General features: G+C 63.0%; 16 protein-coding genes. 3 read left to right on the top strand and 13 right to left on the bottom strand.

The window, feature by feature from the left end:
• Window positions 1-7: 7 nt before the first annotated feature.
• From VF716_RS07575 to VF716_RS07595, 5 genes are all read right to left on the bottom strand, one after another.
• Window positions 8-1,429 carry an AdeC/AdeK/OprM family multidrug efflux complex outer membrane factor gene (locus tag VF716_RS07575; RefSeq protein WP_440552410.1) on the bottom strand — a complete coding sequence of 474 codons (1,422 nt, stop codon included), beginning with the start codon at window positions 1,427-1,429 and terminating at the stop codon, window positions 8-10.
• A complete protein-coding gene (locus VF716_RS07580; RefSeq protein ID WP_049340296.1) occupies window positions 1,426-4,563 on the bottom strand; it encodes an efflux RND transporter permease subunit in 3,138 nt (1,045 codons plus the stop codon). The genes VF716_RS07575 and VF716_RS07580 overlap by 4 nt, the downstream gene beginning before the upstream one ends.
• A gap of 13 nt (window positions 4,564-4,576) precedes the next feature.
• The gene (locus VF716_RS07585) at window positions 4,577-5,716 is read right to left on the bottom strand and encodes an efflux RND transporter periplasmic adaptor subunit (RefSeq protein WP_049340295.1); all 1,140 of its coding nucleotides are present in this window, start codon (window positions 5,714-5,716) and stop codon (window positions 4,577-4,579) included.
• Window positions 5,717-5,981: 265 nt separating this feature from the next.
• Window positions 5,982-6,557 (bottom strand): YceI family protein, encoded by a 576-nt coding sequence (locus VF716_RS07590; RefSeq protein WP_049340294.1) that lies wholly within the window; start codon window positions 6,555-6,557, stop codon window positions 5,982-5,984.
• Between the two features lie 23 nt (window positions 6,558-6,580).
• Entirely contained in the window at window positions 6,581-7,135 is a 555-nt protein-coding gene (locus VF716_RS07595; protein WP_049340292.1) for a cytochrome b, read from the bottom strand.
• A gap of 162 nt (window positions 7,136-7,297) precedes the next feature.
• Here VF716_RS07595 and VF716_RS07600 point away from each other — a divergent pair, with 162 nt between their 5' ends.
• Together VF716_RS07600 and VF716_RS07605 are read left to right on the top strand one after the other, a co-directional pair.
• On the top strand, window positions 7,298-8,704 hold the full coding sequence (locus VF716_RS07600) for an adenosylmethionine--8-amino-7-oxononanoate transaminase (RefSeq protein WP_125865992.1): 1,407 nt from the start codon (window positions 7,298-7,300) through the stop codon (window positions 8,702-8,704).
• An 86-nt stretch (window positions 8,705-8,790) separates the two neighbouring features.
• A complete protein-coding gene (locus VF716_RS07605) occupies window positions 8,791-9,507 on the top strand; it encodes a 16S rRNA (uracil(1498)-N(3))-methyltransferase (protein WP_106442481.1) in 717 nt (238 codons plus the stop codon).
• A gap of 13 nt (window positions 9,508-9,520) precedes the next feature.
• On the opposite strand, the gene VF716_RS07610 is transcribed toward VF716_RS07605, so the two are convergent.
• The 8 genes from VF716_RS07610 to pilG all read right to left on the bottom strand — a co-directional run bounded on the left by VF716_RS07610 (window position 9,521) and on the right by pilG (window position 22,783).
• Entirely contained in the window at window positions 9,521-9,991 is a 471-nt protein-coding gene (locus VF716_RS07610) for a chemotaxis protein CheW (protein WP_011914952.1), read from the bottom strand.
• Entirely contained in the window at window positions 9,988-11,040 is a 1,053-nt protein-coding gene (locus VF716_RS07615) for a chemotaxis protein CheB (protein ID WP_014597991.1), read from the bottom strand. The genes VF716_RS07610 and VF716_RS07615 overlap by 4 nt, the downstream gene beginning before the upstream one ends.
• The gene (locus VF716_RS07620; protein WP_440552667.1) at window positions 11,033-18,322 is read right to left on the bottom strand and encodes an Hpt domain-containing protein; all 7,290 of its coding nucleotides are present in this window, start codon (window positions 18,320-18,322) and stop codon (window positions 11,033-11,035) included. The genes VF716_RS07615 and VF716_RS07620 overlap by 8 nt, the downstream gene beginning before the upstream one ends.
• An 11-nt stretch (window positions 18,323-18,333) precedes the next feature.
• On the bottom strand, window positions 18,334-19,200 hold the full coding sequence (locus VF716_RS07625) for a CheR family methyltransferase (RefSeq protein ID WP_440552668.1): 867 nt from the start codon (window positions 19,198-19,200) through the stop codon (window positions 18,334-18,336).
• Window positions 19,201-19,260: 60 nt separating this feature from the next.
• Window positions 19,261-21,309 carry a methyl-accepting chemotaxis protein gene (locus VF716_RS07630; RefSeq protein WP_011914956.1) on the bottom strand — a complete coding sequence of 683 codons (2,049 nt, stop codon included), beginning with the start codon at window positions 21,307-21,309 and terminating at the stop codon, window positions 19,261-19,263.
• Between the two features lie 78 nt (window positions 21,310-21,387).
• Window positions 21,388-21,924 carry a chemotaxis protein CheW gene (locus tag VF716_RS07635; RefSeq protein WP_013984316.1) on the bottom strand — a complete coding sequence of 179 codons (537 nt, stop codon included), beginning with the start codon at window positions 21,922-21,924 and terminating at the stop codon, window positions 21,388-21,390.
• 41 nt (window positions 21,925-21,965) lie between these two features.
• Window positions 21,966-22,331 carry a twitching motility response regulator PilH gene (pilH, locus tag VF716_RS07640; RefSeq protein WP_003297216.1) on the bottom strand — a complete coding sequence of 122 codons (366 nt, stop codon included), beginning with the start codon at window positions 22,329-22,331 and terminating at the stop codon, window positions 21,966-21,968.
• Between the two features lie 44 nt (window positions 22,332-22,375).
• Window positions 22,376-22,783, bottom strand: coding sequence for a twitching motility response regulator PilG (gene pilG / locus VF716_RS07645; RefSeq protein WP_003282729.1), 408 nt, complete (start codon window positions 22,781-22,783; stop codon window positions 22,376-22,378).
• Between the two features lie 236 nt (window positions 22,784-23,019).
• Between pilG and gshB the strand changes: the two genes are divergently transcribed.
• Window positions 23,020-23,970 carry a glutathione synthase gene (gshB, locus tag VF716_RS07650; protein ID WP_125460073.1) on the top strand — a complete coding sequence of 317 codons (951 nt, stop codon included), beginning with the start codon at window positions 23,020-23,022 and terminating at the stop codon, window positions 23,968-23,970.
• The last annotated feature ends 56 nt before the right edge of the window (window positions 23,971-24,026 follow it).

Consider the following 24,026-nt stretch of genomic DNA (forward strand, 5'->3'; position numbering starts at 1 on the left):
ATGATCCTCAGCCCTCCGGGGTGGCCTGCACGGTCTCCTGCCAGCCACCACCCAGCGCCTTGAACAGGTTCACCTCGCTGGTCAGCTGCGCCAGACGGTCGCTGATCAGCTGCTGCTGCACGCTGAACAGCTGGCGCTGCGCGTCGAGCACGGTCAGGTAGCTGTCGACACCGGTGCGATAGCGACGCTCGGCGAGGTTGTAATAATCCTCGCTGGTCTGCAGCAGATCACGCTGGGCCTGCACCTGGCGCACATAAGTGGCCTGGGCGGCGAGCCCGTCGGCGACCTCGCGGAACGCCGTCTGGATGACCTGCTCGTATTGTGCCACCTGGATGTTCTTGCTGATCTGCGCGTAGTCCAGGTTGGCCCGAAGCTGGCCGGCGTTGAAGATCGGCACGCTGATGCTCGGCGAGAAGCTCCAGTAGCCGGAACCGCCGTCGAACAGACCGGACAGCTCGCTGCTGGCGGTCCCCGCCGCGCCGGACAGGCTGATGCGCGGAAAGAAGGCCGCACGCGCGGCGCCGATGCTGGCATTGACCGCACGCAGCTGGTACTCCGCCTGGAGAATATCCGGGCGTTGCTGCAGCAGGTCCGAGGGCAACCCGACCGGCAACGTCGCCAGCTGGGTGCGCTCGAGACCTTCGCCGCTCGGCAGACCGGCCGGCAGGCTCTGGCCCAGTAGCAGGGTCAGGGCATTGCGGTCCTGCGCCACCAGGCGGGTGTACTGCTCGATACTCACCCGCGCACTGTCCACCGCGCTGCGCGCCTGACGCAGCTCCAGTGCCGAAGCGACGCCGACGTCGAAACTGCGCTGGGTCAGACCAAAGCTCTCTTCATAGGTTTTTAGCGTATCGCGTGTGACCTGCAGCAGTGCCTGATCGGCCTGCAGCGTCAACCAGGCGTTGGCGACGCTGGCAATAAGGCTGATCTGGGTACTGCGCTGCGCGGCCTCGCTGGCGAAGAACTCCTCCAGCGCCTGGTCGCGGAGACTGCGCAGCCGGCCGAACAGATCGAGCTCCCAGGAAACACCAAAGGTCGCGCTGTACTGGCTGCTGATCGCAGGCTCACCGCTCATGCTCAGGTCTCCCGGCGTGCGGCTACGCGTGCCGGCGCCATCGGCGCTCACTGCCGGCAGCAAATCTGCGCGCTGGATACGATAAAGCGCCCGGTAGGCATCAACGTTGAGCGCCGCAACACGCAGGTCACGGTTGTTCTCAAGCGCCACTTCGATCAGTTGCTGCAGCGCCGGGTCGCGGAAGAACTCACGCCAGCCAAGCGTCTGCTCGGACGCCTGTGCCGCGCTCTGCTGATAAGCCTCGCCTTGCGGCCAGTCGCCGGCAACCGGCGCATCCGGGCGCTGGTAATCGGGTATCAGCGAGCAGCCGGTGAGCGCCGTCATGAGCGCCAGACTCAACAGAGACTTGTTCACAGCGAGTCCTCCTTCACACCTTCGTTGGCGGGCTTCGTGCGGTCGAAGATTGTGCAGATCATCACGTAGAACAACGGAATCCAGAAAATCGCCAGCACCGCAGCGGAGATCATCCCGCCGATCACGCCAGTACCGATGGCGTGCTTACTGCCCGCGCCAGCCCCGGAAGCAAGCGCCAGCGGCACCACCCCGAGAATGAACGCCAGCGACGTCATGATGATCGGCCGCAGACGCATGCGACATGCCTGCAATGCCGCATCGACATGGCTCATGCCCTGCTCGTGCAGCGCCTTGGCGAACTCCACGATAAGGATCGCGTTACGCGCCGACAGACCAATGGTAGTGACCAGGCCCACCTGGAAGAACACCTCGTTGGAAAGGCCGCGCAGCAGCGTAAAGGCAAGCGCGCCGACGATGCCCAGCGGTACGACCAGCATGACCGAGAACGGTATCGACCAGCTCTCGTACAACGCCGCCAAACAGAGGAAAACCACCAGTAGCGACAGGGCATACAACGCAAGGGTCTGCGAGCCCGCCAGACGTTCCTCGTAGGACTGTCCAGTCCAGGAGTAACCCACCCCAGGCGGCAGCTGAGCGGCAATGCGCTCGACCTCGGCCATCGCATCACCCGAGCTGTAGCCGGGGGCCGGCTCGCCGAGCATTTCGATCGCGCTGACCCCGTTGTAGCGGGAAAGCTTGGGTGAGCCGTATGTCCACTCACCGGTCGCGAAGGCGCTGAAGGGCACCATTTCCCCAGCGTCGTTGCGCACGTACCACTTCTGCAGATCTTCGGGGCTCATACGGGCACTGGAGACGCCCTGCAGATACACCTTCTTGACTCGACCGCGGTCGATGAAGTCATTGACGTAACGGCCACCCCAGGCGATCGACAGGGTGCTGTTGATCTCCGCCAGCGAAACGCCCAGTGCCCGCGCCTTTTCATCGTCGATAAGCACCTGATACTGCGGTTCGTCGCGCAGGGTATTGGGCCGCACCCGGGTCAGCACCGGACTCTGGCTGGCCAGCTGCATGAACTTGTCGCGGGCCTGCTGCAGCACTTCCTGGCCAACGCCGGCGCGGTCCTGCAGGAACAGGTTGAAACCGGTGGCGTTACCCAGCTCCATCACCGCCGGCGGCGCAAAGGCGAATACCTGAGCGTCACGGAAACTGGCGAAATGTTGCTGCGCACGCTGAGCCAGGGCGAATACGCCGTCCTCCTCGTTGGTCCGCTCGCTCCAAGGCTTCAGGCTGATGAAGGCGATACCCGAGCTCTGACCGCGGCCGGCGAAGCTGAAGCCGGTCACGGTAAAGACGGAACGAACGATGTCGCCCTCCTCTTCCAGCAGATAGCTGCGCATGGCGTCGATGCTCTGCTGGGTGCGCTCAGCAGTCGAGCCCGACGGGGTCATGACCTGAGCGAACAGGACGCCCTGGTCCTCTTCCGGCAGGAACGCGCTGGGGATTCGGCCGAACAGGACGACCATGACGCCGACGATCAGCACATAGAGCAGAAGGAACGGTGCCTTGCGCCTGAGGACGGCTTTCACACCGCGCTCATAGCCATTGACGCTGCGCTCGAAGGTGCGATTGAACCAGCCGAAGAATCCGCCTTTCTCGTGGTGATCATCCTTGTCGATCGGCTTGAGCAGCGTCGCACACAGCGCCGGTGTGAAGATCAGCGCCATCAGCACCGAGAGCACCATCGCCGAAACGATGGTGATGGAAAACTGCCGATAGATGACCCCGGTCGAGCCTCCGAAGAAGGCCATCGGCAGCAGTACCGCCGACAGCACCACGCCAATGCCGATCAGCGCGCCCTGGATCTGGCCCATGGACTTGCGCGTCGCCTCCAGAGGCGAGAGCCCTTCTTCGCGCATCACCCGCTCGACGTTTTCCACCACCACGATGGCGTCGTCGACCAGCAGGCCGATGGCCAGGATCATGGCGAACATGGTCAGGGTGTTGATGCTGAAGCCGAACACCGCCAGCACGCCGAAGGTGCCCAGCAGTACCACCGGTACCGCGAGCGTCGGAACCAGCGTCGCACGGAAGTTCTGCAGGAACAGGTACATCACCAGAAACACCAGCACGAACGCTTCGAGCAGCGTTTGCATGACACCGGTGATGGAGGCGGAGATGACCGGCGTAGTGTCGTACGGGTAGACCACATCGACGCCCGGCGGGAAGAACGGCTTGAGCTCCTCGATGGTCTTGCGTACACCATCGACCGTATCCAGCGCGTTGGCGCCAGTGGCCAGTTTCAACGCCAGGCCGGCAGCCGGCTTGCCGTTGAAATGCGCGCTGACCGAGTAGTTCTCACCGCCCAGCTCGACCTTGGCGACATCACCCAGACGCACCTGCGAGCCGTCGCTGTTGACCTTGAGCAGGATGTTGCGGAACTGCTCCGGAGTCTGCAGACGGGTCTTGCCGATCACCGTGGCGTTGAGCTGCTGCCCGGGCAGCGCCGGCAAGCCACCCAACTGGCCGGAAGACACCTGGACGTTCTGCGCCTGGATCGCCGAGCTGACATCCTCCGGCGTCAGGCTGAAGTTGTTCAGCTTGGCTGGATCGAGCCAGATGCGCATCGCGTACTGGGCACCGAACACCTGAAAATCGCCCACGCCCTTGGTGCGGGAAATCGGGTCCTGCATGTTGGCGACGATGTAGTTGGCCAAGTCGCGTTGATCCAGACTGCCGTCAGTCGATACCAGACCGATGATGATGAGGAAGTTGCTTACGGCCTTGGTGACGCGGATGCCCTGTTGCTGAACCTCTTGCGGCAGCAGCGGCGTTGCCAGCTGCAGCTTGTTCTGCACTTGGACCTGAGCGATATCGGGGTTGGTGCCCTGATCGAAGGTCACGGTGATTTCCATGCTGCCGTCGGAGTTACTCGACGAACTGATGTAGCGCAGCCCGTCGATACCGTTGAGCTGTTGTTCGATGACCTGCACCACGGTGTCCTGCACGGTCTGTGCAGAGGCGCCCGGGTAGCTCACCGAGATACCGACCGCGGGCGGGGCGATGCTCGGATACTGGTTGACCGGCAGGTTGAGGATGGACAGGCCGCCGGCGAGCATGATCACCAGAGCAATCACCCAGGCGAAGATCGGCCGGTCGATAAAGAAGTTGGACATGACTAGGAACCCCTCAGCCTTCTTGGCCTTGGGGCTGTGCGTTCACCCCCCGGTTATCGACGTTGGTCGCCGGCGCCACCTCGACCTCTACACCCGGCTGGATGAACTGCAACCCCTCGGTGATCACGCGATCACCGGGCTGCAAACCATCGCCGACCAGCCAGCGATTGCCGACCGCGCGCTCGGTCTTGATCGTGCGCAGCTCGACCTTGTTCTCCGCGTTGACCACCATCGCGGTCGGTTCACCCTTGGCGTTGCGTGTCACGCCTTGCTGCGGCACCAGGATCGCCTCGCTTTTCATGCCTGCGACCAGTTGGGCATGCACAAACATGCCAGGCAGCAGAACCTTGTCAGGGTTGGGGAATACCGCTCGCAGCGTCACCGAGCCAGTGCCGGGATCCACCGTCACTTCGCTGAACTCGAGCTTGCCTTCATGACCGTAGTCGCTACCGTCTTCGAGCATCAGGGTCACCTTGGCAGCGTTCTCACCGGCCTTCTGCAGACGTCCTTCAGCCAGATCACGGCGCAGCGCAAGCAAATCGCGAGCGGGCTGTGTCACGTCCACATAGATCGGGTCAAGTTGCTGGATGGTTGCCAGCTCCTGCTCCTGGCCATTGCTGACCAGCGCGCCTTCGGTCACTGCGGAGCGGCCGATTCGCCCGGAGATCGGTGCCAACACCTTGGTGTAGCGCAGGTCGATGCGCGCCCGCTCCAGCTCCGCTTCGGCCTGCAGGCTGGCGGCGCGGGCCTCGTCATACGCCTGCTTGCTGACGGCCTGGTCCTTGACCAGCTCGGCATAACGGTCGGCCAGCGACTTGCTGGACGCCACGCTCGCCTGGGCGCTCTTCAACGTGGCTTCGTATACCGATGGATCAATCTGATACAGCTGCTGCCCGGCCTTTACGTCACTGCCTTCGGTAAACAGGCGTTTCTGGATGATGCCGTTGACCTGCGGTCGCACCTCGGCGATGCGGTAGGCGCGGGTACGCCCCGGCAGCTCGGTGGTTACCGCGAACGGCTCTGCCTGCAGGGTCACGATACCCACCTTGGGCTTCTGCTGGGCCGGTGGGGCGGCTTCTTCCTGACAGCCGGCCAGGAAAACAGCCATGGCGAGAATGGACATCAGGGCAGCATTGGCTGACTTGATTGGCATGGAAAGACCTCTTGAAGACCTGGCAGGCGGGAGTGGGCAACAGCACACCGCAGACGCGGAGAGCGTAAAGGCCCGAAATATACTTACATCCATGACTGTCTGTAAACCTGAAAAGACTCGTCGGACCTGCTGCAAATATTGCAAAAGGTGTGTTCATAGGCCCGTTCGCCACAGCTTTGTCCGCTGCGCAATCCGCGCCGATACATAATCCAGGCAAACGCAGAACGCCGGCAAGATGCCGGCGTTCGGGTTCCACGGGGAGCGTTTACTTGCGCACACCTTCGACCGAGATGATCAGATCGACCGTTTGCGACGCCGGCCCGAGGTCCATCTTGATGTCGAAGTCCTTCAGCGTCAGCGTCGTACTGCCTTCGAAACCGGCACGGTAGCCACCCCAGGGATCATCACCTTCGCCGATGAACTTGGCAGCGATCACCACCGGTTTGGTCACGCCGTTGAGCGTCAGGTTGCCGGTGATGTCAGCAGTGCCGTCGCCGGTGGACTTCACCGAAGTCGACTCGAAGGTCGCTACCGGGTGCTTGCCGACGTTGAGGAAGTCATCGCTGCGCAGGTGCTTGTCGCGCTCGGCGTGGTTGGTATCGACGCTGGCAGTCTTCAGCGTGACATTGACCTTGCTCTCTGCCGGCTTGGCCGCATCGAAGCTGAAGCTGCCATCGAAATCCTTGAACGTGCCCCACAGCCAGCTGTAACCGAGGTGGCTGATCTTGAAGTTGACGAAGGCGTGCTGGCCTTGCTTGTCGATGGCGTAATCGGCGGCGAATGCCTGGCCGCCGACCAGGGCCGAGCCGAGGACCAGCGCTGCGAGCGTTTTCTTGAGCATCAGTGACTCTCCTATCGGGGTGATTAATCGGTGCTGCGACCGAGCATGCGCATCAGCGTCGCGTCGCGATCGATGAAATGGTGCTTGAGCGCGGCGAGGGCATGCACGACGGCGAGGATCACCAATGCCCAGGCGGCATACTCGTGAACCAGCCCGGCGCGATCGGCCTGGTCCGCAATGGAGGTGATAAGCGCCGGCACGTCGAACAGGCCGAACACACCGATCGGCCGGCCGTCGGCCGTGGAAAGCAGATAACCCGAGACCATCACCACGAACAGCCCGAGATAGAGCAATCCATGGCCGAGCCTGGCGGCCGTTCGGGTCAGGCGGCCCTGGCTGGCCAGCGGTGCCGGTGCCGGGCTGACGAAGCGCCAGAGCACCCGCAGCAGCATGACCAGCAGCAACAGGATGCCGATACTCTTGTGCAGGTCCGGTGCGGTGCGGTACCAGCTGCTGTAGTAGTTCAGCCCGACCATCCAGAAACCCAGGGCGAACAGACCGAATACCGCCACGGCCACCAGCCAGTGCAACGCGATACTGGTCAGCCCGTAGTGCGTGGAAGAGTCGCGCCAGCGCATCGAATCCATCCTTCAATTTCGAGGACTAGAAGCCTAGCCGGTTACCTATCGGAATGGAGCGCATTTTTTGTTTTGAAACATCGAGCAAACCGATGAGTATCCCCATCGAGACGCAACCGCCAGTTCTGCTAGGCTGCGCAACTCACCGCGCAAGGAGTCACCATGAGCCTGAACGACAGCTGGATGCAACGCGACCTCGCCGTACTCTGGCACCCCTGCACCCAGATGAAGGACCACGAACAGCTACCGCTGATTCCCATCCGCCGCGGTGAAGGCGTGTGGCTGGAGGACTTCGACGGCAAGCGCTACCTGGACGCGGTCAGTTCCTGGTGGGTCAATGTGTTCGGCCATGCCAATCCGCGCATCAATCAGCGCATCAAGGACCAGCTCGACCAGCTCGAGCACGTGATGCTCGCCGGCTTCAGCCATCAGCCGGTGGTGGAGCTGTCGGAGCGCCTGGTCGCCTTGACGCCGGCCGGCCTGGAGCGCGTGTTCTACACCGACAACGGCTCCACCGGCATCGAGGTGGCGTTGAAGATGAGCTTCCACTACTGGCGTAACAGCGGCCGCGAGCGCAAGCAGCGCTTCGTCACGCTGACCAACAGTTATCACGGCGAAACCGTGGCCGCCATGTCGGTGGGCGACGTGGCACTGTTCACCGACACCTACAAGCCACTGTTGCTGGACACGTTCAAGGTGCCGAGCCCGGACTGCTACCTGCGGCCCGAGGGCGTCAGCTGGGAAGAACACTCGCGGCAGATGTTCGCGCACATGGAGCAGACCCTGGCCGAACATCACCAGGACATCGCCGCGGTCATCGTCGAGCCGCTGATCCAGGGTGCTGGCGGCATGCGCATGTACCACCCGATCTACCTCAAGCTGCTGCGCGAGGCCTGCGACCGCTACGAGGTGCACCTCATCCACGACGAGATCGCCGTCGGCTTCGGGCGCACCGGCACCATGTTCGCCTGCGAGCAGGCCGGCATCACGCCGGACTTCCTCTGCCTGTCCAAGGCCCTTACCGGCGGCTATCTGCCGATGGCCGCGGTGCTCACCACCGACCGCCTGTATCAGGCGTTCTACGACGACTACTCGACCCTGCGCGCCTTTCTTCATTCGCACACCTACACCGGCAATCCGCTGGCCTGTGCCGCCGCACTGGCGACGCTGGACATCTTCGCCGCGGACAACGTCATCGAGGCGAACAAGGCGCTGGCCGCACGCATGGCCAGCGCCACCGCGCACCTGGCCGAGCATCCACATGTGGCCGAGGTGCGCCAGACCGGCATGGCGCTGGCCATCGAGATGGTTCAGGACAAACCCAGCCGTACCGCCTACCCCTGGCAGGAACGGCGCGGGCTGAAGGTCTACCAGCATGCGCTGGAGCGCGGCGCCCTGCTGCGCCCGCTGGGCAGCGTGGTGTACTTCCTGCCGCCGTACTGCATCACCGAAGAGCAGATCGACTTCCTCGCCGCGGTTGCCAGCGAAGGGATCGATATCGCCACCCGCGACACCGTCCAGGTGGCGATGCCGAGCGGCCTCTATCCGGGCTTCCGCGATCCGGGCTGAACACCACGCAGCGTGCGGCGGCCTGCTGAGCGGGCTGCCGATGCTTTAGACTTGCCGTTCCATCCACCACGCCCTGCCGTTGCCCTATGCGCCTATCCCGCTTCTTCATCGACGCCCCTCTTTCCCTCGGCCAGCATGCGTTACCCGAGGCATCGGCTCATTACATCGGGCGAGTCCTGCGCCTGTCGGCCGGCAGCGCGGTGCAATTGTTCGACGGCAGCGGTGCCGAGTACCGCGGCGAACTGCTGGAGGTGGGCAAGAAGAGCGTCAGCGTGGAACTGCACGAACGCCTGACGGGAATGCCGGAATCACCGCTGCGAATCCACCTCGGTCAGGGCCTGTCCCGTGGCGAGCGCATGGACTGGGCGATCCAGAAGGCTACCGAGCTGGGTGTCAGCGAGATCACCCCGCTGATCAGCGAGCGATGCGAGGTCCGCCTCAACGATGAGCGCGCCGACAAGCGCCTGGCCCATTGGCGACAGATCGCCATCAGCGCCTGCGAGCAGTGCGGCCGCTCGGTACTGCCGATCATCCATGCGCCGGTCACGCTGCGCGACTGGCTGGACGTCGAGGCCGACCTCAAGCTCGTGCTGCACCCGGTGGCCGAGCCGCTGGCGAGCCATGCCAAGCCGCAGAGCCTGGCATTTCTGATCGGCCCGGAGGGCGGCCTGAGCGATAGCGAAGTCGAGCTGGCCAGCGGCCAGGGGTTTCTGCCGGCCCGGCTCGGCCCGCGAGTACTGCGCACCGAGACCGCACCGGTTGTGGCGTTGAGCGTGGCGCAGCAGCTGTGGGGCGACTTCTAGCCGCGGACCGCAGTCAGATCAGGCCGGCGTCCGCCAGCTTCTGCTCCAGGCCGACCAGGTCGGGAATACGTGCCTGCATATCACCGAGGTTGACCGCATCCAGCTCCAGCGGTGCAAGTTCTACGTCCGCCCGCGCCAGGCTCGCATCGACCTTGATCGAATGCGGAATGCCCTGCACCAGCAGGGCAATGAACTTGACGTGATCGCGCCCGCCGACAGCGTTGAGCACGGCCACCCGCGCGGCGCTGCCCACCGGCTGCGGCTCGCCGCTGGAGGCGGCCTCGAATGACAGCAATGGCAGGCTCAGGTCGCGCCACTGCACCTGGCCGAGAAACCAGGCCGGCATGCCCTGTACCGCCTGTGGCGCACGGTAGGGAATCAGCTCGGCTACCGCCACGTTGGGTACCAGCAGCATGCGATCGGCAAGCGGCATCAGCAGCCCGGTAAGGCTTTCCGCGTCCTGAGAAATGACCGTCTGACTCATGAATTATCCCGTTGAAAAGACGTGGTGGGCGCCCCGGCCTGGTTCACCAGATGATTGACTAGCGCCTGCGCCAGTTCTCGTGGATCACCGCTGTAGGAGCTGTAACCGCCCTCGCGAAGGTTGTCCGGCATGCTCGAGCAGGCGCAGGAATCGGCGCGCTGCGTCCATACCTTGCCGCCCTGACGCAGCACGTACGCCGCCGCGGCACTGCCGTCGCTACCCATGCCGCTGAAGGCGATGACACCGCAACGGCCGCCGAACTGCTGGGCCAGGTTCAGCATCATCTGGTCGATCGAGGGGCTGTACGGCTCTGGCCAGCAGCGGCCGGTCAGGCGCGCGCTACCATCGTCCTCGAACGCCAGCTCCTCACTGATCGGGGCGATTACCACCTCGCCGCAGCGAACCGGCTCGCCCGGGCGGACCTGCCGCACCTGCCACTGGCTATGGCGCCCCACGGCCTGGGACAGCGCCGACTCGAAGCTCGCCTCGATATGCTGGGCGTAGACGAAGCCCACCGGCAACCCGCCGGGCAAGGCATCCAGAAAGGCCTTCACCGCCTCCGGCCCGCCCAGCGAGGCTGCCAGCAGCCAGACCTGATGTGCCGGTTCTCCGGCACGCAGCGCGGAATCGGCCAGCACTGCAGGCAGCGTCAGTCGCTCCGGACGCTGCCCTTCGCCCTGCAACACGTCCAGCCGTGGCCCGACGGCACGCGACGGATCGCCCACCAGGCGCTTGAGCTTGCTGAACAGGCTGCGCTCCCAGCGTGGGTAGAACTCCGAATGGCGTTCCGGCGCATGCCCTTCGCCGAACAGCACCCGCGTGGTGTCGCGTTCCAGCAAGGCATCCACCAGCGGGGAGTCTTCGGTCTGAGCCAGATCCACCAGCCACAGGTCCGCTTCGGTGCTATCCAGATCGGCAGGCTCAAGACGCGCCGGGTCGTTGTTCAGCACCACCTGATAGCCACTTCCGGTCAACGCCTGCTGGAGCACGTGACGCTGCAGCGAGGTATCGGCGAGTACCGCAATACGGGTGGAGAGCACTTCAGACATCGGCGTGGACCAGGCGCTGGATGGCCTCGAGTAGGACGGACTCCTGGTACGGCTTGCCCAGGTATTCGTTGACACCGATGCTCAACGCGCGATCCCGGTGCTTCTCGCCGGTACGCGAAGTGATCATGACGATCGGCAGGTCCTTGAGGCGCTCGTCATGGCGCACCAGTGTGGCGACCTCGAAGCCGTCCATGCGAGGCATCTCGATATCCAGCAGCATGATGTCCGGCTTGCGCTCCTGCAGCTGGGTGATCGCATCCACCCCATCCTTGGCGGTCAGCACGTTCATGCCGTTGCGCTCCAGCAGGCGGCTGGTGACCTTGCGCACAGTGACCGAGTCGTCGACCACCATGACCAGCGTCGGCCGCTCGCTTTCCACCTCGACGGATTCGGGCAGCTGATCGATCAGCCTCGGCTGTTGCTGCTGAATGATCTGATGCGCATGCAGGACACGAATAGTGGCCAGCAGATCGAGAATCACCACCACGCGACCGTCGCCGAGGATGGTCGCACCGGAGATGCCATGGACGCCGGCGAACTGCGGGCCGAGGCTCTTCACCACGATCTCGCGCGAGCCGGCCAGGCTGTCGACCTGCACCGCGACACTGTGCTCCTTGGAGCGCACCAGAATCACCGGCAGCGGCAGACTCTGTCCGACCAGCTTCGGCTTCTGCCCATTGTTCAGCAGATCGCCGAGGTATCGCAGCTCGTAGGCCTGACCGGCATATTCGAAGCGCGGCGCATCCGGCTGGTAGTAAGCCTCCAGCTCGTACGGCGAAACCCGCACGATACCTTCGATGGTGTTCAGCGGAATCGCATAGAGGTCCTCGCCCGAGTAGACCATCAGCGCCCGGTTGACCGACACCGTGAACGGCAGGCGAATCAGGAAACGCGTGCCCTGGCCCAGCGTCGATTCGATGCTCATGGAGCCACCGAGCTGCTTGACCTCCGAATGCACCACGTCCATGCCGACACCACGGCCGGAGATCTGCGTGACGCGCTCGGCGGTGGAGAAACCGGCCTCGAGGATGAATTGCAGGATCTCGTGTTCGGACAGACCGCTGTCGGCGGACATCAGGCCGCGTTCGATCGCCTTGCGCCGCACCGCCTCGAGGTTGATGCCGCCACCGTCGTCCGTCAGCGTCAGGACGATATCGCCGCCTTCACGCGCCAGATCCAGGCGGATCGTGCCCAGCTCGGATTTGCCGGCGGCACGGCGCCGTTCGACCGACTCGATACCGTGGTCCACGGCATTGCGCAGCATATGCTCCAGCGGCGCGACGATTCGCTCGAGCACGCTGCGGTCCATCTCGCCGGTGGCGTTGCCGACCAGGAACTCGACCTGCTTGCCGAGTTCACCGGCCACCTGCCGGACGATACGACGCAGACGCGGCACCAGCCGCTCGAAGGGCACCATGCGCGTACGCATGAGGCCTTCCTGAAGCTCGGTATTGACGCGTGCTTGCTGCAGCAGCAGGGTTTCGGCATCGCGGTTACGCGCAGCGAGGGTTTCCTTCAGGTCGAGCAAGTCGGAGGCCGACTCGAACAGCGCACGGGACAGCTGCTGCAGCTGCGAATGGCGGTCCATCTCCAGCGGATCGAAATCGTCATAGCCGGCCCGCTCGGCCTCGGCCTGATAACGGCTGAGAATCTGCGCCTGGGTTTCGGTATCCAGCCGGCGCAGCTGATCGCGCACGCGCTCGATGGTCGCTTCCATTTCGCCGAGCGTGAACCCGACGTCGCTGACTTGCTGCTCCACTCGACCCCGGAAGATCGAGGTTTCACCAGCCAGGTTGACAAGCCCTTCCAGCAGTTCCGCCGGCACCTTGACCAGTTCCTGTGGTGCTCGACGCGCAGCGGCTTCCTGAGCGGCCTGCTGGGCGCGCCGAATAAACGGCAGGACCTTTGCCGGCGCAGCACTTGGCGCCGGCTGGCTGCTCGCCGCAATGATCGGCTGCGGCAGTGTCAGCGGCTCGCTCGGCAACGGCGACTCGGTCTCCTGCAGCTCCGCATGCTGTGGCTCCGAATGCAGCGGCTCGGCGCTATCGCTGGCAAGGCTGTCGCGCAACTGCTCGACGTCCTTGAGCAGCGCGTCATAACCCTGTTGTACATCGAGGAACAGGCTGTCCGGCCAAGGGGCGCCCTGTTGCTGCGCCTCGCTCAGGCGCTGCTCCAAATCATGGGCCATGTTGCCCAGGGCAGTCTGCCCCGCCAGGCGTGCCCCGCCCTTGAGGGTGTGCAACACGCGAAGCATGTCAGCCAGGGGAGCCGCGTCCTCGCGGCCAGCATCCCAGCGGCCCAGGGCCGACTCCATCTCTCCCAGCAGGTCATCCGCTTCCTCGACGAAGATATCGAGGATCTCGGCCTCGGCCGACTGCTGCGCATCCTCCTGAGCAGCCTTCAGCGATACGCTGCTGGGGATGCTCAGCTGTTCCTCGGGGTTGTTGCGAAATCGGCGAATCGTCTCGATCAGCGCATCACCGCTAGGGATCGGATTGTGCGCCCGCACCGCTTCGAGCATCTCCGCCAGACGGTCCTGGCAGGCCTGCAGGAGGCCGAACAGCTCGGAACTGGCTCGGTAGCTGCCAGCGCACAGCCCCTCATAGAGAAACTCGAGTTCATGGGCGAGATCACCGATCTCGCGGATATCCGCCATCCGTGCGCCACCCTTGAGGGTGTGCAGATCCCGCTGCAGTGCTTCAAGCTCGAAGCTGTTGTCGACGTCCGCCATCCAGCGCTGCAACCCGCCGGCCGCGCTTTCGATAAGGTCGAAGCCCTCCTCCAGGAAGATCTCCACCAGCTCGGGGTCGCGATCTACCAGCTCTGGCTGACGATCGACCGCTTCGGCTCGCGGGGCATCCGCGGCCACCTCGAACGACGCGGGCGCGTCTTCGATTTCAGGCAATTCGAGCTCGATCTCGTCCTGCGCTTCGCTGAACGAGGCCTCGGTGGCTTCGACGTCCTCCAGGGGACTGACTGCTTCACCCTCTTCGCTGATGAATGACTCATCGATGTCAGCCAGTGGCAGATCGATGACCTCCATGACCGGCTGGTCCGGCACAGCGTCAAAAGCGTCCTCGCCCTCGAGTGGCTCCTCGAACGTATGGGATTCATTACCCTGATCCGGCTGCGCCTCGGCAACTACGTCCTCGGATTCGAACGCAGGAAAAGCGCCCTGACGAAAGGCGCGCATCGACTCGATCAGAGCATCGGCGCAGCTCATCGGCAGCTGGCGTTGCAGTTGCTCGAGCTGCAGGGCCAGGTGATCGTGGCTGCGCTGCAACAGCGTCGCCAACTCGACGGAGTGGACGTAACGGCCGTCGGAGAGACCCTCATAGAGCGATTCAAGCTCGTGCGCCAGGTCACCGATCGGGCGAATGGAGGCCATTCGGGCGCCACCCTTGAGGGTATGCAGGTCGCGCAACAGCGCCGAGAGGGCCATCTGATTGGCGGGATCGGCAAGCCAGCGATCCAGCGCCTGGCCTGCGCTCTCCATGAGATCGACCGCTTCATCGAGAAATATCTCGACCATTTCATGATCGAGGTCATCCTGCGCTTCGTCCACCACAGGATCGGCCGGCCACGCTTCGGCTTCGGCTTCGGCTTCGGCTTCGGCTTCGGCTTCGGCTTCGGCTTCGGCTTCGGCTTCGGCTTCGGCTTGCAATTGTGTAACGGGCGCGGGCTCGGCCGCTGCAACCTGCGGCTCGGCAAATGACTGCGCAAGATCCAGCGGGTCTATCGCCTCGGCCAGCAACGCCTCCAGACGCGCCAGCAGTTCAGACTGCTCGCTGACCTGCAGCGCTGCCGCCACCTGGTCCATCATCCCGACCAGCGCTTCATGACCGCGCTCGACATCATCGAAGAAGCGCTCGCTGACGGCGAGCCGGCCCTCTTCGACGACGGCATACAGGCGCAGCAGGACCTGACACAGGGCCTCCATCTGCGGCAGATCGGCCATCTTGGCGCCCTGCCCGAGCGTGGTCAGCTCCTGCAGCAGGGCGGACAGCTCCTGGCGCTCGGCCGGATGCTCACGCCAGCTACGCAACAAGTCTTCTGCGTCCAGCAGAATATCCATGCCTTCGGAGAGAAACAGCGCAATCATGCTCGGATCGCGCGCCTCGCCTGCATCGTTCTGCTGGCGGGCACCCGCCTCGACCAGTCGCGCCTGATGCAACGCATGCACCTTGGCCAGGAACGCGGGGGCCCCTTCGATCGGTGCCAGCGGTTCATGGTCGAGATTGACCAGCCCCTGCCGCAGCAGCGACTCGGCCTCGTGCAGCAACTCGGCTTCCGCCAGGTCCATCTGGATCAGGTTGGTCTTGAATTCCTTGACCATCTTTTCCAACGGCGTCGCGATTTCCGCAACGGGCAGGATGCCGGCCATGTGCGCACTGCCCTTGAGGGTGTGCAGCGCGCGCTGCAATGCATCGGTCACCGGTTGGGGTAGGCGTTGCGCGCAATCTGCGAGAAAGCTGACGAGCGTGGTCAGGTGCGACTCTGCCTCGTTGCGAAAGATTTCCAGCAACTGCGGGTCCAGCGCATCGTCATCGTTTTCAGGCAGAACCGCCTGAGGCGCTTCGGCGATCGGTGCGGGCTGTGGGTCCACGTCAGGCACAAAGGCCTCGACAACCTCAGCGACGGGCTGAGGCAGCGCTACCGGCTGCCCCTTGGCCAGCGCATGTGCGGTGGCGGCCAATCGATCGACATCGTCACGCTGGCGCTGCGCCTTGGCGGCGAACTCCTCGACCAGCGCCGGCATCAGCTCGACGACGTCACGCACCACCTGCCTGACCGAATCGCCGGCGACGATGGTGCGATCCAGGACGCGATTGAGCAGGTTCTCGATGGACCATGCGAGTTCGCCGATGATCAGCGCCCGCACCATCCGTCCGCTGCCCTTGAGGGTGTGGAATGCACGGCGGACTTCACCCAGTGCATCCTTGTCATCACCGTCGGAGAACCAGCGCGGCAGGTATTCGCCGATGGTTTCCAAGACTTCAGCGGCCTCTTCGATGAAGACTTCAAGCAGGTCTTCATCGACCGGCTCCTCGTCGGCAGGCGGAGGCAGGAGGCTTGGCGGAACATCCTGCGCCGGCGGATTGATGGCGGTAACCGGCGCGGCCATCACCTGCTCCAGGCTGATTGCCGGCTCGGGTTCGACAACGGGAGCTGCTTCGGGCTGCGTGAAGTCAGGCAGGGTCACTTCGGGAAGGTCGAGCTCGGCAACCTGCGCCACGCTCCAGTCCTCCAGGCTCGGCTCCTCGTCCGCCGTCTCGGCAAGGGCCGGAGCAGCCGACGACTCATCATCCGGCAGACTGAAGACGATCTCATCGTCCGTGGAGGTTGAATCCCCTAGTGTCCACTCGGGCTCGAATTCCACCGCCTCGATTTCGGGTTCGGCTTCCGCGGCGTCGAGCAGCAATTGCGACTCGCTGACGAACGCCGGCTCCGATGCGTCCGGTTGTTGTTCTTCAGAGGGCTCGGCAAAGGCAAACGTGTCGGGACTCACCTCCAGCTCTTCCGGAAGCACTTCGATCTCGTCCAGTGGATCCAGCATCTCGGATTCGGCGATCTGCTCTACCGGTTGCGGCTTCTCTTGTCCCAGCGAATAACCCAGGTTCTGCAGACTCTCCTCGGCCACATCGAGAATCAGGTCGCCTTGCGTCCCGCAGTCTTCCGACAGTCGCTCCAGGTAGTACTCGACGCTGGTGATCGCATCCGCCAAGGTGTCCAGGCTCTGCCAGTCAGGCACAGCCTGGCGGGCCAACAGCTGGTCCTGAATGTAGCTGTTACAAGCCTGCAGCAGCGCTGCAGCACGCTCCAACGGAATCATGGCCAGGCCGCCACGGACCTGGGTCAGCAGATCGGGAACGCGCGCCAGGTGCTCGTGATTCCATTGCGAGGCGATGAACTCGATGATCGCATCCTTCGCCTGCTCCAGCCCGTTGCGCGCTTCGCGAATAACCAGCTGGTGAATCTGAGCCACATCGGTGGTCGGCAGATGATTCGCTTCGCTGCGCTCCTCCGCAGGGCCTCCGACCATGCCGGCGAGCGTGGCCTCGACATAGAGCAATGCTCCGGCGATATCCATCAGCACGGCGTCGTCGGGCGCCTGCCGTCCCTGCGCAACGGACTGGACCAGGGCGATCTGGTCGAGAATGATCTTGCGCGGCTGCGCGAAGCCGAGCACCGCCAGGGTATCGGCGATCTGCTTGAGCGGCACTTCGAGGCTCGCAAGCTCGGAAATGACCTTGCGATCGCTGCGCACGAACAGGTCAAGACTGTCCTTCACGCGGACCAGTTCCTCGCACAGTGCCGTGACCACCGAGCGCATCGCGCCTCGGTCCGGGCCAGCCAGCTGGGCGCGTTCCTGATCAACCACGGTGCTGTCCGGCAGCGCTTCATCGAGGCGATAGTGCTGCTTGAGCGTCTGGATGCGCGGCGTCTGCCCGGGCGCCTTGGCGACATAGAAGAGCAGATTCTTGATCAACTCATCAGGCGCAGCCTGGTTGATACCATCTGCGCCCTCCTCGACCAGCCGCTTGAGCTGCTTGTCCACCTGCCGCAGCAGGGTGCGAACCGATGTACCGTTGCTTACACCACCACTGGCCAGCCCTTCGACCAGCCCCGACGCGATCTGCCAGAGCGCAGCCAGCGGCGCATCCTTGCAAAGCTGTTCCAAGCGGGCAAATACCCGAGCCATATAGCCCAGATTGGTCGGAAGATCCTGGTTGCGGATCACGCCCACCAGTGCGACTTGCAGCATCTGGCGCAGCTTGCGCAGCAATGCCGGCAGCTCCTCGGTGCGCAGGCGCTCGACGGACTCGCGAGAAAGCGCCGGGGTGCGCCCGGAGAGATCGGGCGAGAAAAGGCTGGTTTCCGAGAGCAGCTTTTCGCCACGGGCGGCACGCAGATCATTGAGCAACGGCAGGACGACCATCGGCAGGTCGCGACGGGCGCTCTGGATGCGATCCAGATAGACGGGAAGCTGCAGGATGGCCTGCATCATCACCTCGAGCGCTTCGCCCTGGTTGGCCACGCGGCCTTCGAGCAGCGCACGCGCGAGCTGCTCCATTTCCTCGGCGAGCAGTGCCGCGCCGAAGAACTCGACCATCTGCAGAGTGCCATGTACCTGATGCACATAGGTCAGGCAAAAGCTCATCCGAGTCGAGTCCTGTGGATTCTCGACGAACGCCTCCAGCGCCTGACGCGCCTGCTTAAGCGTTTCGGCAATCTCGCCTTTCACCCACTCCAGGGCGACATAATCGTGCCGATCACCCATAGCGACTCCGCTCATAAACTTTTCCGGGTAAAAGCCAGAACCTGATCATTGGCAACCGGAAGCAGATCCGGATGTTGCCAGCCGACCACCTCGCCTACGCCTATCACCAGCAGCCCCCCTGGGGCCAGGCACTCGGCCAGGCGATTGAGGATGTCGCGACGACGCCAGCGGCGGAAGTAGATCAACAGGTTCTGGCAAAAAATGACATCCATGCCGGAGATCGGCGAATTCGCCAGCTCCAGCACATTGAGCCTTGCAAAGCAAACGCGTGCAGCGAGATCAGGGACGACTTGAAAACGATCATCGGGTAACGACAGGAAGTAGCGCTCACGCCATGCCGGCTCGACCTGCTCCAGCCGACGGGCGCTGTAGACCGCCGCGCGACACTTGGCCAGGGCGCTGAGGCTGATGTCGGTGCCGGTAACCCCGAAACCCACCTTGACCGAGCTATGCGCCTGTGCCTCGGCAGCGGTCATCGCCAGCGAGTAGGTTTCCTCGCCACTTGCACAACCCACGCTCCATAACGTCAGTGGCCGATCACCCGCCCTTTGCTCCAGACACTGGTCCAGATGAGCCTTCAGCGGCTCGAAGGAAGCGGGATGGCGAAAGAAGCGCGTCTCCTGGACCGTCAACCGATCCATGAGCGTCGACCATTCGACCGCACCTCGCGGACCGGACGTGACCTGACGATAGTAGGTGGCATAGTCGGGAGCCCCGACTTCGCGCATCCGTGCACTCAGGTTGGCCTGCAGGAAGCTGCGCCGCTGCTCGCTGACGACCATGCCGGAACGCTCTTCGAGAAGCGTCTGCCAATCATGGAATTCCGCCGGCGACATATCGGCCAGGGGCTCCAATGCCCAGTCCAACCTCGGCTGCATGCCCTGCCCCTCGCTCGTGATCATCGGCGGCAGCCATCAATGACTGCCGCACCCATCAAGTCAGGCCTGATCCTGAGCATCCGGCAGGGTAAAACCGGAAACGGAATGGCGCATCTCGTTGGCCATCTTCGCCAGGTTACCAATGCTCTTGGCAGTAGCGGTGGTACCCGACGACGTTTGCGAGGTGATCTCCTGGATCACGTTCATGGTGTTGGAGATGTGACCAGCCGAGGAAGCCTGCTGGCGTGCCGCGTTGGAAATGTTCTGGATCAGCGCCGCCAGGGTCTTGGATACCTTCTCGATCTCTTCCAGTGCCACCCCGGCGTCCTGCGCCAGACGGGCTCCGCGCACCACCTCGGCGGTGGTCTGTTCCATCGAGATGACCGCCTCGTTGGTGTCGGTCTGAATGGTCTTAACCAGCGCCTCGATCTGCTTGGTCGCCGCCGACGAACGCTCCGCCAGACGCTGTACTTCGTCCGCTACCACCGCGAAGCCCCGGCCTGCGTCACCCGCCATGGAGGCCTGGATCGCCGCGTTGAGCGCGAGGATGTTGGTCTGGTCGGCAATGTCGTTAATCAGGCTGACGATGTCACCGATCTCCTGGGACGATTCGCCGAGACGCTTGATCCGCTTCGACGTGTCCTGGATCTGCTCGCGAATGTTGTCCATGCCGGTGATGGTGTTGTGCACCACCTCGTTGCCCTTGTTGGCGATGGCTACCGAGCGCTCCGCTACCGCCGACGACTCCGCGGCGTTGGCCGATACCTGGTCAATCGACACCGCCATCTCGTTGATTGCCGCCGACGCACCGGCGATCTCCTGCGCCTGATGCTCGGAAGCCTCGGCGAGGTGCATGGCCGTCGCCTGGGTTTCCTGGGCCGCGCCCGATACCTGCACGGCAGTCTGGTTGATGGTGGCTACCAGTTCACGCAGCTGGTCGATGGAGTAGTTGATCGAGTCGGCGATCGCACCGGTGAAATCCTCGGTTACGGTGGCGGCTACCGTCAGGTCACCGTCAGCGAGGTCGCCGATCTCGTCCAGCAGTCGCAGAATCGCTGCCTGGTTACGTTCGTTCTTCTCGGCGGTTTCGCTCAGGCGGCGACGTGCCTCCTGAACCATCACCAGGCCGATGAGAATGATCGCTGCCAGTGCAAGCGCACCCAGCACGTAGCCGATGATGGTGTTGATGTAACGCGCATCGGCGCGATTCTGCAGGCCTTGCGACAGCGCAGAGGTCTTGTCCAGCAGGGTCTGGGAAACTTCGAAGATGCTGTTCGCCGATTCGCGCACCTGGAACAGTTCCGGCGACGTCTCGAGAATCTCGTCCACCGAGCCGGATACGAACTGGAACAGCTCGGAAATTTCGGAAAGGCGATCGCGTGCCTCTTCGTCGGCAACCGCGGTGATGCCCATGGCGACGTTGCCTTCGATCATGGCGTTCAGAACCCGCCCGAACAGACTGGCATCACGACCGAACATGTCCGCCGCCTGGACCGAATCCTGGTCACCGGAAAGCACCTTGTTCACCGAACCGAGGATACGCTCCGCCAGCAACGACTGACGCTGCGCTACCGATACCTGAGCCGCAGGCGCACCGCTCTCCAGCAGGATGTCGACGACTTCCTCGTATTCGACCTGAAGCTGGGGAATGGTTTCTGCCAGGGTGCTGGCAACCTGATGCAGCGAGAGAACGGTTTGTTCACTGGAGAGGATGGCGTCGGTGTCGCGACGCAGCGTGTTCCAGTCCTGCTCTACGGCATTGACCTCCGCGCGCAGCGACTCGGGCACGGCGGGCAGGCCAATGCTGTCGTTGCCCTGAGACAGATAACCCCAGCGCTGGTTGAAGTCGTTACGAGCCTGTTTCAGGGAAGCAAAAGCCTCCTGTGTTCCCGTTGCCGCTTCCACGGCGTCCTTGGCGATCTGCTGGGACAGTACGCGCAGCTCTCCAGCGTGAGCGATGTACTCGTTATCGTGATCCGCTTGCGTATTCACGTACGCGAAGTTCGCGAACAGCAATACGATCGAAACGATCAGCACGATAAACAAACCGGTGATCAGCGTATTGCTGCGCACCCCGCTCAACAAAGCATTAGCATTCATTTTGATCATTATCCGGCCCCCGCCTGGACCTCCGTGCGCTTCCATCCAAGAACCAAAAGGCCGACCTCGGTCGACCCCACCTACAACTCAATAAGCGACGTCTAGAAACGCCTGATGTGTTGCCAGAGCGTGCGGGCTGAAGACCAGCCAGGGCTGCTCGCGCTGGAACACACCATGAATGAACGGTTGAATCGATGCCTCGATCGGAGGCAGCTCCTCGGAAAAGGTCTCCACCGGGAAGTGCTGCATGCCGAAGACTTCGTCGACGGTCAATCCGGCAAACACTTCCTGATGATCAACGACCAGTACCCTGCGCTGCTTTCGCAATGGCGAGAGCTCAAGTCCGAAATACCCACAAAGGTCCATTACCGGCAGCAATCTGCCACGGACGTTCGCTACGCCCTTGACCCAGCTCTTGACGCCGGGCAGCAACGTATATCGAGGCTCATGCAGGATTTCACCGACCTCTCCCATCGGAGCGACGAACAGTCGCCCGCCCATCCGGAAACCGATCCCTCCCCAGGTTTGTACGGCTTCCTGCTGCGAAGGCAGACCGGCCGCATAGCTGCGGCATCGTTTATCTAGCTCCAGCAACTGCTGAAACGGCGTTTGCATGTCAGGCATGCTGGCCACGTCCCTTTGTCCGAGTGTTGGCTACCCCGGCATCAGCCTGCCAGAACGGCATTCAGGGTTTTCAGCAGTGTCGCTTCGTCCACCGGCTTGGTCAGGTAATCCTTGGCCCCCTGGCGCTTGCCCCAGACCTTATCGGTTTCCTGATCCTTGGTGGTAACGATGATCACTGGAATGTGACTGGTTTCAGAATCTTTGGTGAGCTGGCGCGTAGCCTGGAAGCCGTTCAAGCCAGGCATGACGATATCCATCAGCACGGCGTCCGGTTTTTCCTGGCGAGCCAACGCTACGCCGTCGGCCCCATTCTCGGCCTTGAGCACCACATGACCATGCTTCTCCAGCATGGCGGTGAGCTTGTACATTTCGGTCGGCGAATCATCAACAATCAGAACGCGAGCCATGATTTCTCCATTAGGAAGGCTTCAGCGGCAAACAATGCCGAACTTCAGGACGCTTGCTCCACCGGCGCGAAATCAGGGACATGAGCCTTGATTGCACCGAGCAGCTCTTCTTTGCTGAACGGTTTGGTGAGGTATTGATCGGAGCCGACAATGCGCCCCTTCGCCTTGTCGAACAGGCCGTCTTTGGAAGACAGCATGATCACTGGCGTCGACTTGAAGGAACTGTTGTTCTTGATCAACGCGCAGGTCTGATAACCGTCCAGCCTGGGCATCATAATATCGACAAAGATGATGCGGGGATGAGTATCCGCAATCTTGGCGAGGGCATCGAAACCGTCCACTGCGGTGATGACATCGCAACCTACTTTCTTCAGCAGGGTTTCAGCAGTGCGACGAATCGTTTTCGAATCGTCGATCACCATGACCTTCAAGCCCTCGGAGTGCTGTTCCATTTCGCCCTACCATCGCCTCGGTGAGTCGTAGTTTATCGTTATGTCAGTGCGCCGGAGGCCCTGCCACCGATGGGCTGCACCCAATCGCCGGACCTTTTTAGCACACTCCTCCTGGCCACGCTATCAACCGGAAAAGCATCCGGATTTTCCTTGACCCAGTGCACAACCACGGCCAATCTGCAGCGACCTTTTGCGCCACCGGCGGCACGTTGCCGCCCATAGCTGGAGAAACTCTCATGACCGTTCGCGTCGGGATCATCATGGACCCTATCGCGCAGATCGCCTTCAAGAAGGACAGCTCGCTTGCCATGCTGCTGGCCGCCCAGGCGCGAAGCTGGACACTCTTCTATATGGAGCAGCGAGACCTTTATCAGCTCGGCAACCAGGCCCGCGCACGCATGCGCTCGCTGCAGGTCTTCGACGACCCGCAGCACTGGTTCGAGACAGGCGAGGAGGTCGACATGGCCCTTGCCGACCTCGATGTGATCCTCATGCGCAAGGATCCGCCATTCAACAGCGAGTACGTCTACGCAACCTATCTGCTGGAACTGGCGGAAAAGGCGGGAACGCTAGTGGTCAACCGTCCACAGAGCCTGCGCGACTGCAACGAGAAGTTCTTCGCCACTCAGTTTCCGCAGTGCACACCGCCGACCTTGGTCAGCCGACGCTCCGACATTCTCCGCGAGTTTGCCAACGAGCACCGTGACATCATTCTCAAACCCCTGGACGAAATGGGCGGCGCCTCGATCTTCCGTCATCGCGAGGGCGACCCCAACCTGTCCGTGATCCTCGAAATGCTGACCGAGCATGGCAGCCGGCAGATCATGGCGCAGCGCTACATTCCGGCGATCAAGGATGGCGACAAGCGCATCCTGATGATCGATGGCGAGCCGATCCCCTACTGCCTGGCGCGGATTCCCGCGGCTGGCGAGACACGCGGCAACCTGGCCGCCGGCGGCCGCGGCGTGGCGCAACCGCTGTCCGATCGCGACCGCGAGATCGCGGCTATCGTTGGGCCGCAGCTGCGTGAACGTGGCCTGCTGTTCGTCGGCCTGGATGTCATCGGCGATTACCTCACCGAGATCAACATCACCAGCCCGACCTGCATCCGCGAAATCGACAATGCCTTCGATACCCGTATCGGCGAACGCCTCATGGACGCGATCGCGGCCAAGCTGCAAGCTTGAACCAGCTAACAGCTTTGAGTTCGGAGCTTGCGACGGCGAGCTCAAAGCCGGCAGAC

This window comes from Stutzerimonas sp. Brlt_14 (assembly GCF_051948915.1).
GTDB classification, from domain to species: domain Bacteria; phylum Pseudomonadota; class Gammaproteobacteria; order Pseudomonadales; family Pseudomonadaceae; genus Stutzerimonas; species Stutzerimonas stutzeri.

Excerpts from the sequence above, each read along its gene's own strand:
- VF716_RS07580 (WP_049340296.1), bottom strand. The coding sequence starts at position 4,563 with ATGTCCAACTTCTTTATCGACCGGCCGATCTTCGCCTGGGTGATTGCT.
- VF716_RS07585 (WP_049340295.1), bottom strand. The coding sequence starts at position 5,716 with ATGCCAATCAAGTCAGCCAATGCTGCCCTGATGTCCATTCTCGCCATG.
- VF716_RS07590 (WP_049340294.1), bottom strand. The coding sequence starts at position 6,557 with ATGCTCAAGAAAACGCTCGCAGCGCTGGTCCTCGGCTCGGCCCTGGTC.
- VF716_RS07595 (WP_049340292.1), bottom strand. The coding sequence starts at position 7,135 with ATGCGCTGGCGCGACTCTTCCACGCACTACGGGCTGACCAGTATCGCG.
- VF716_RS07600 (WP_125865992.1), top strand. The coding sequence starts at position 7,298 with ATGAGCCTGAACGACAGCTGGATGCAACGCGACCTCGCCGTACTCTGG.
- VF716_RS07605 (WP_106442481.1), top strand. The coding sequence starts at position 8,791 with ATGCGCCTATCCCGCTTCTTCATCGACGCCCCTCTTTCCCTCGGCCAG.
- VF716_RS07610 (WP_011914952.1), bottom strand. The coding sequence starts at position 9,991 with ATGAGTCAGACGGTCATTTCTCAGGACGCGGAAAGCCTTACCGGGCTG.
- VF716_RS07615 (WP_014597991.1), bottom strand. The coding sequence starts at position 11,040 with ATGTCTGAAGTGCTCTCCACCCGTATTGCGGTACTCGCCGATACCTCG.
- VF716_RS07620 (WP_440552667.1), bottom strand. The coding sequence starts at position 18,322 with ATGGGTGATCGGCACGATTATGTCGCCCTGGAGTGGGTGAAAGGCGAG.
- VF716_RS07625 (WP_440552668.1), bottom strand. The coding sequence starts at position 19,200 with ATGCAGCCGAGGTTGGACTGGGCATTGGAGCCCCTGGCCGATATGTCG.
- VF716_RS07630 (WP_011914956.1), bottom strand. The coding sequence starts at position 21,309 with ATGATCAAAATGAATGCTAATGCTTTGTTGAGCGGGGTGCGCAGCAAT.
- VF716_RS07635 (WP_013984316.1), bottom strand. The coding sequence starts at position 21,924 with ATGCCTGACATGCAAACGCCGTTTCAGCAGTTGCTGGAGCTAGATAAA.
- pilH (WP_003297216.1), bottom strand. The coding sequence starts at position 22,331 with ATGGCTCGCGTTCTGATTGTTGATGATTCGCCGACCGAAATGTACAAG.
- pilG (WP_003282729.1), bottom strand. The coding sequence starts at position 22,783 with ATGGAACAGCACTCCGAGGGCTTGAAGGTCATGGTGATCGACGATTCG.
- gshB (WP_125460073.1), top strand. The coding sequence starts at position 23,020 with ATGACCGTTCGCGTCGGGATCATCATGGACCCTATCGCGCAGATCGCC.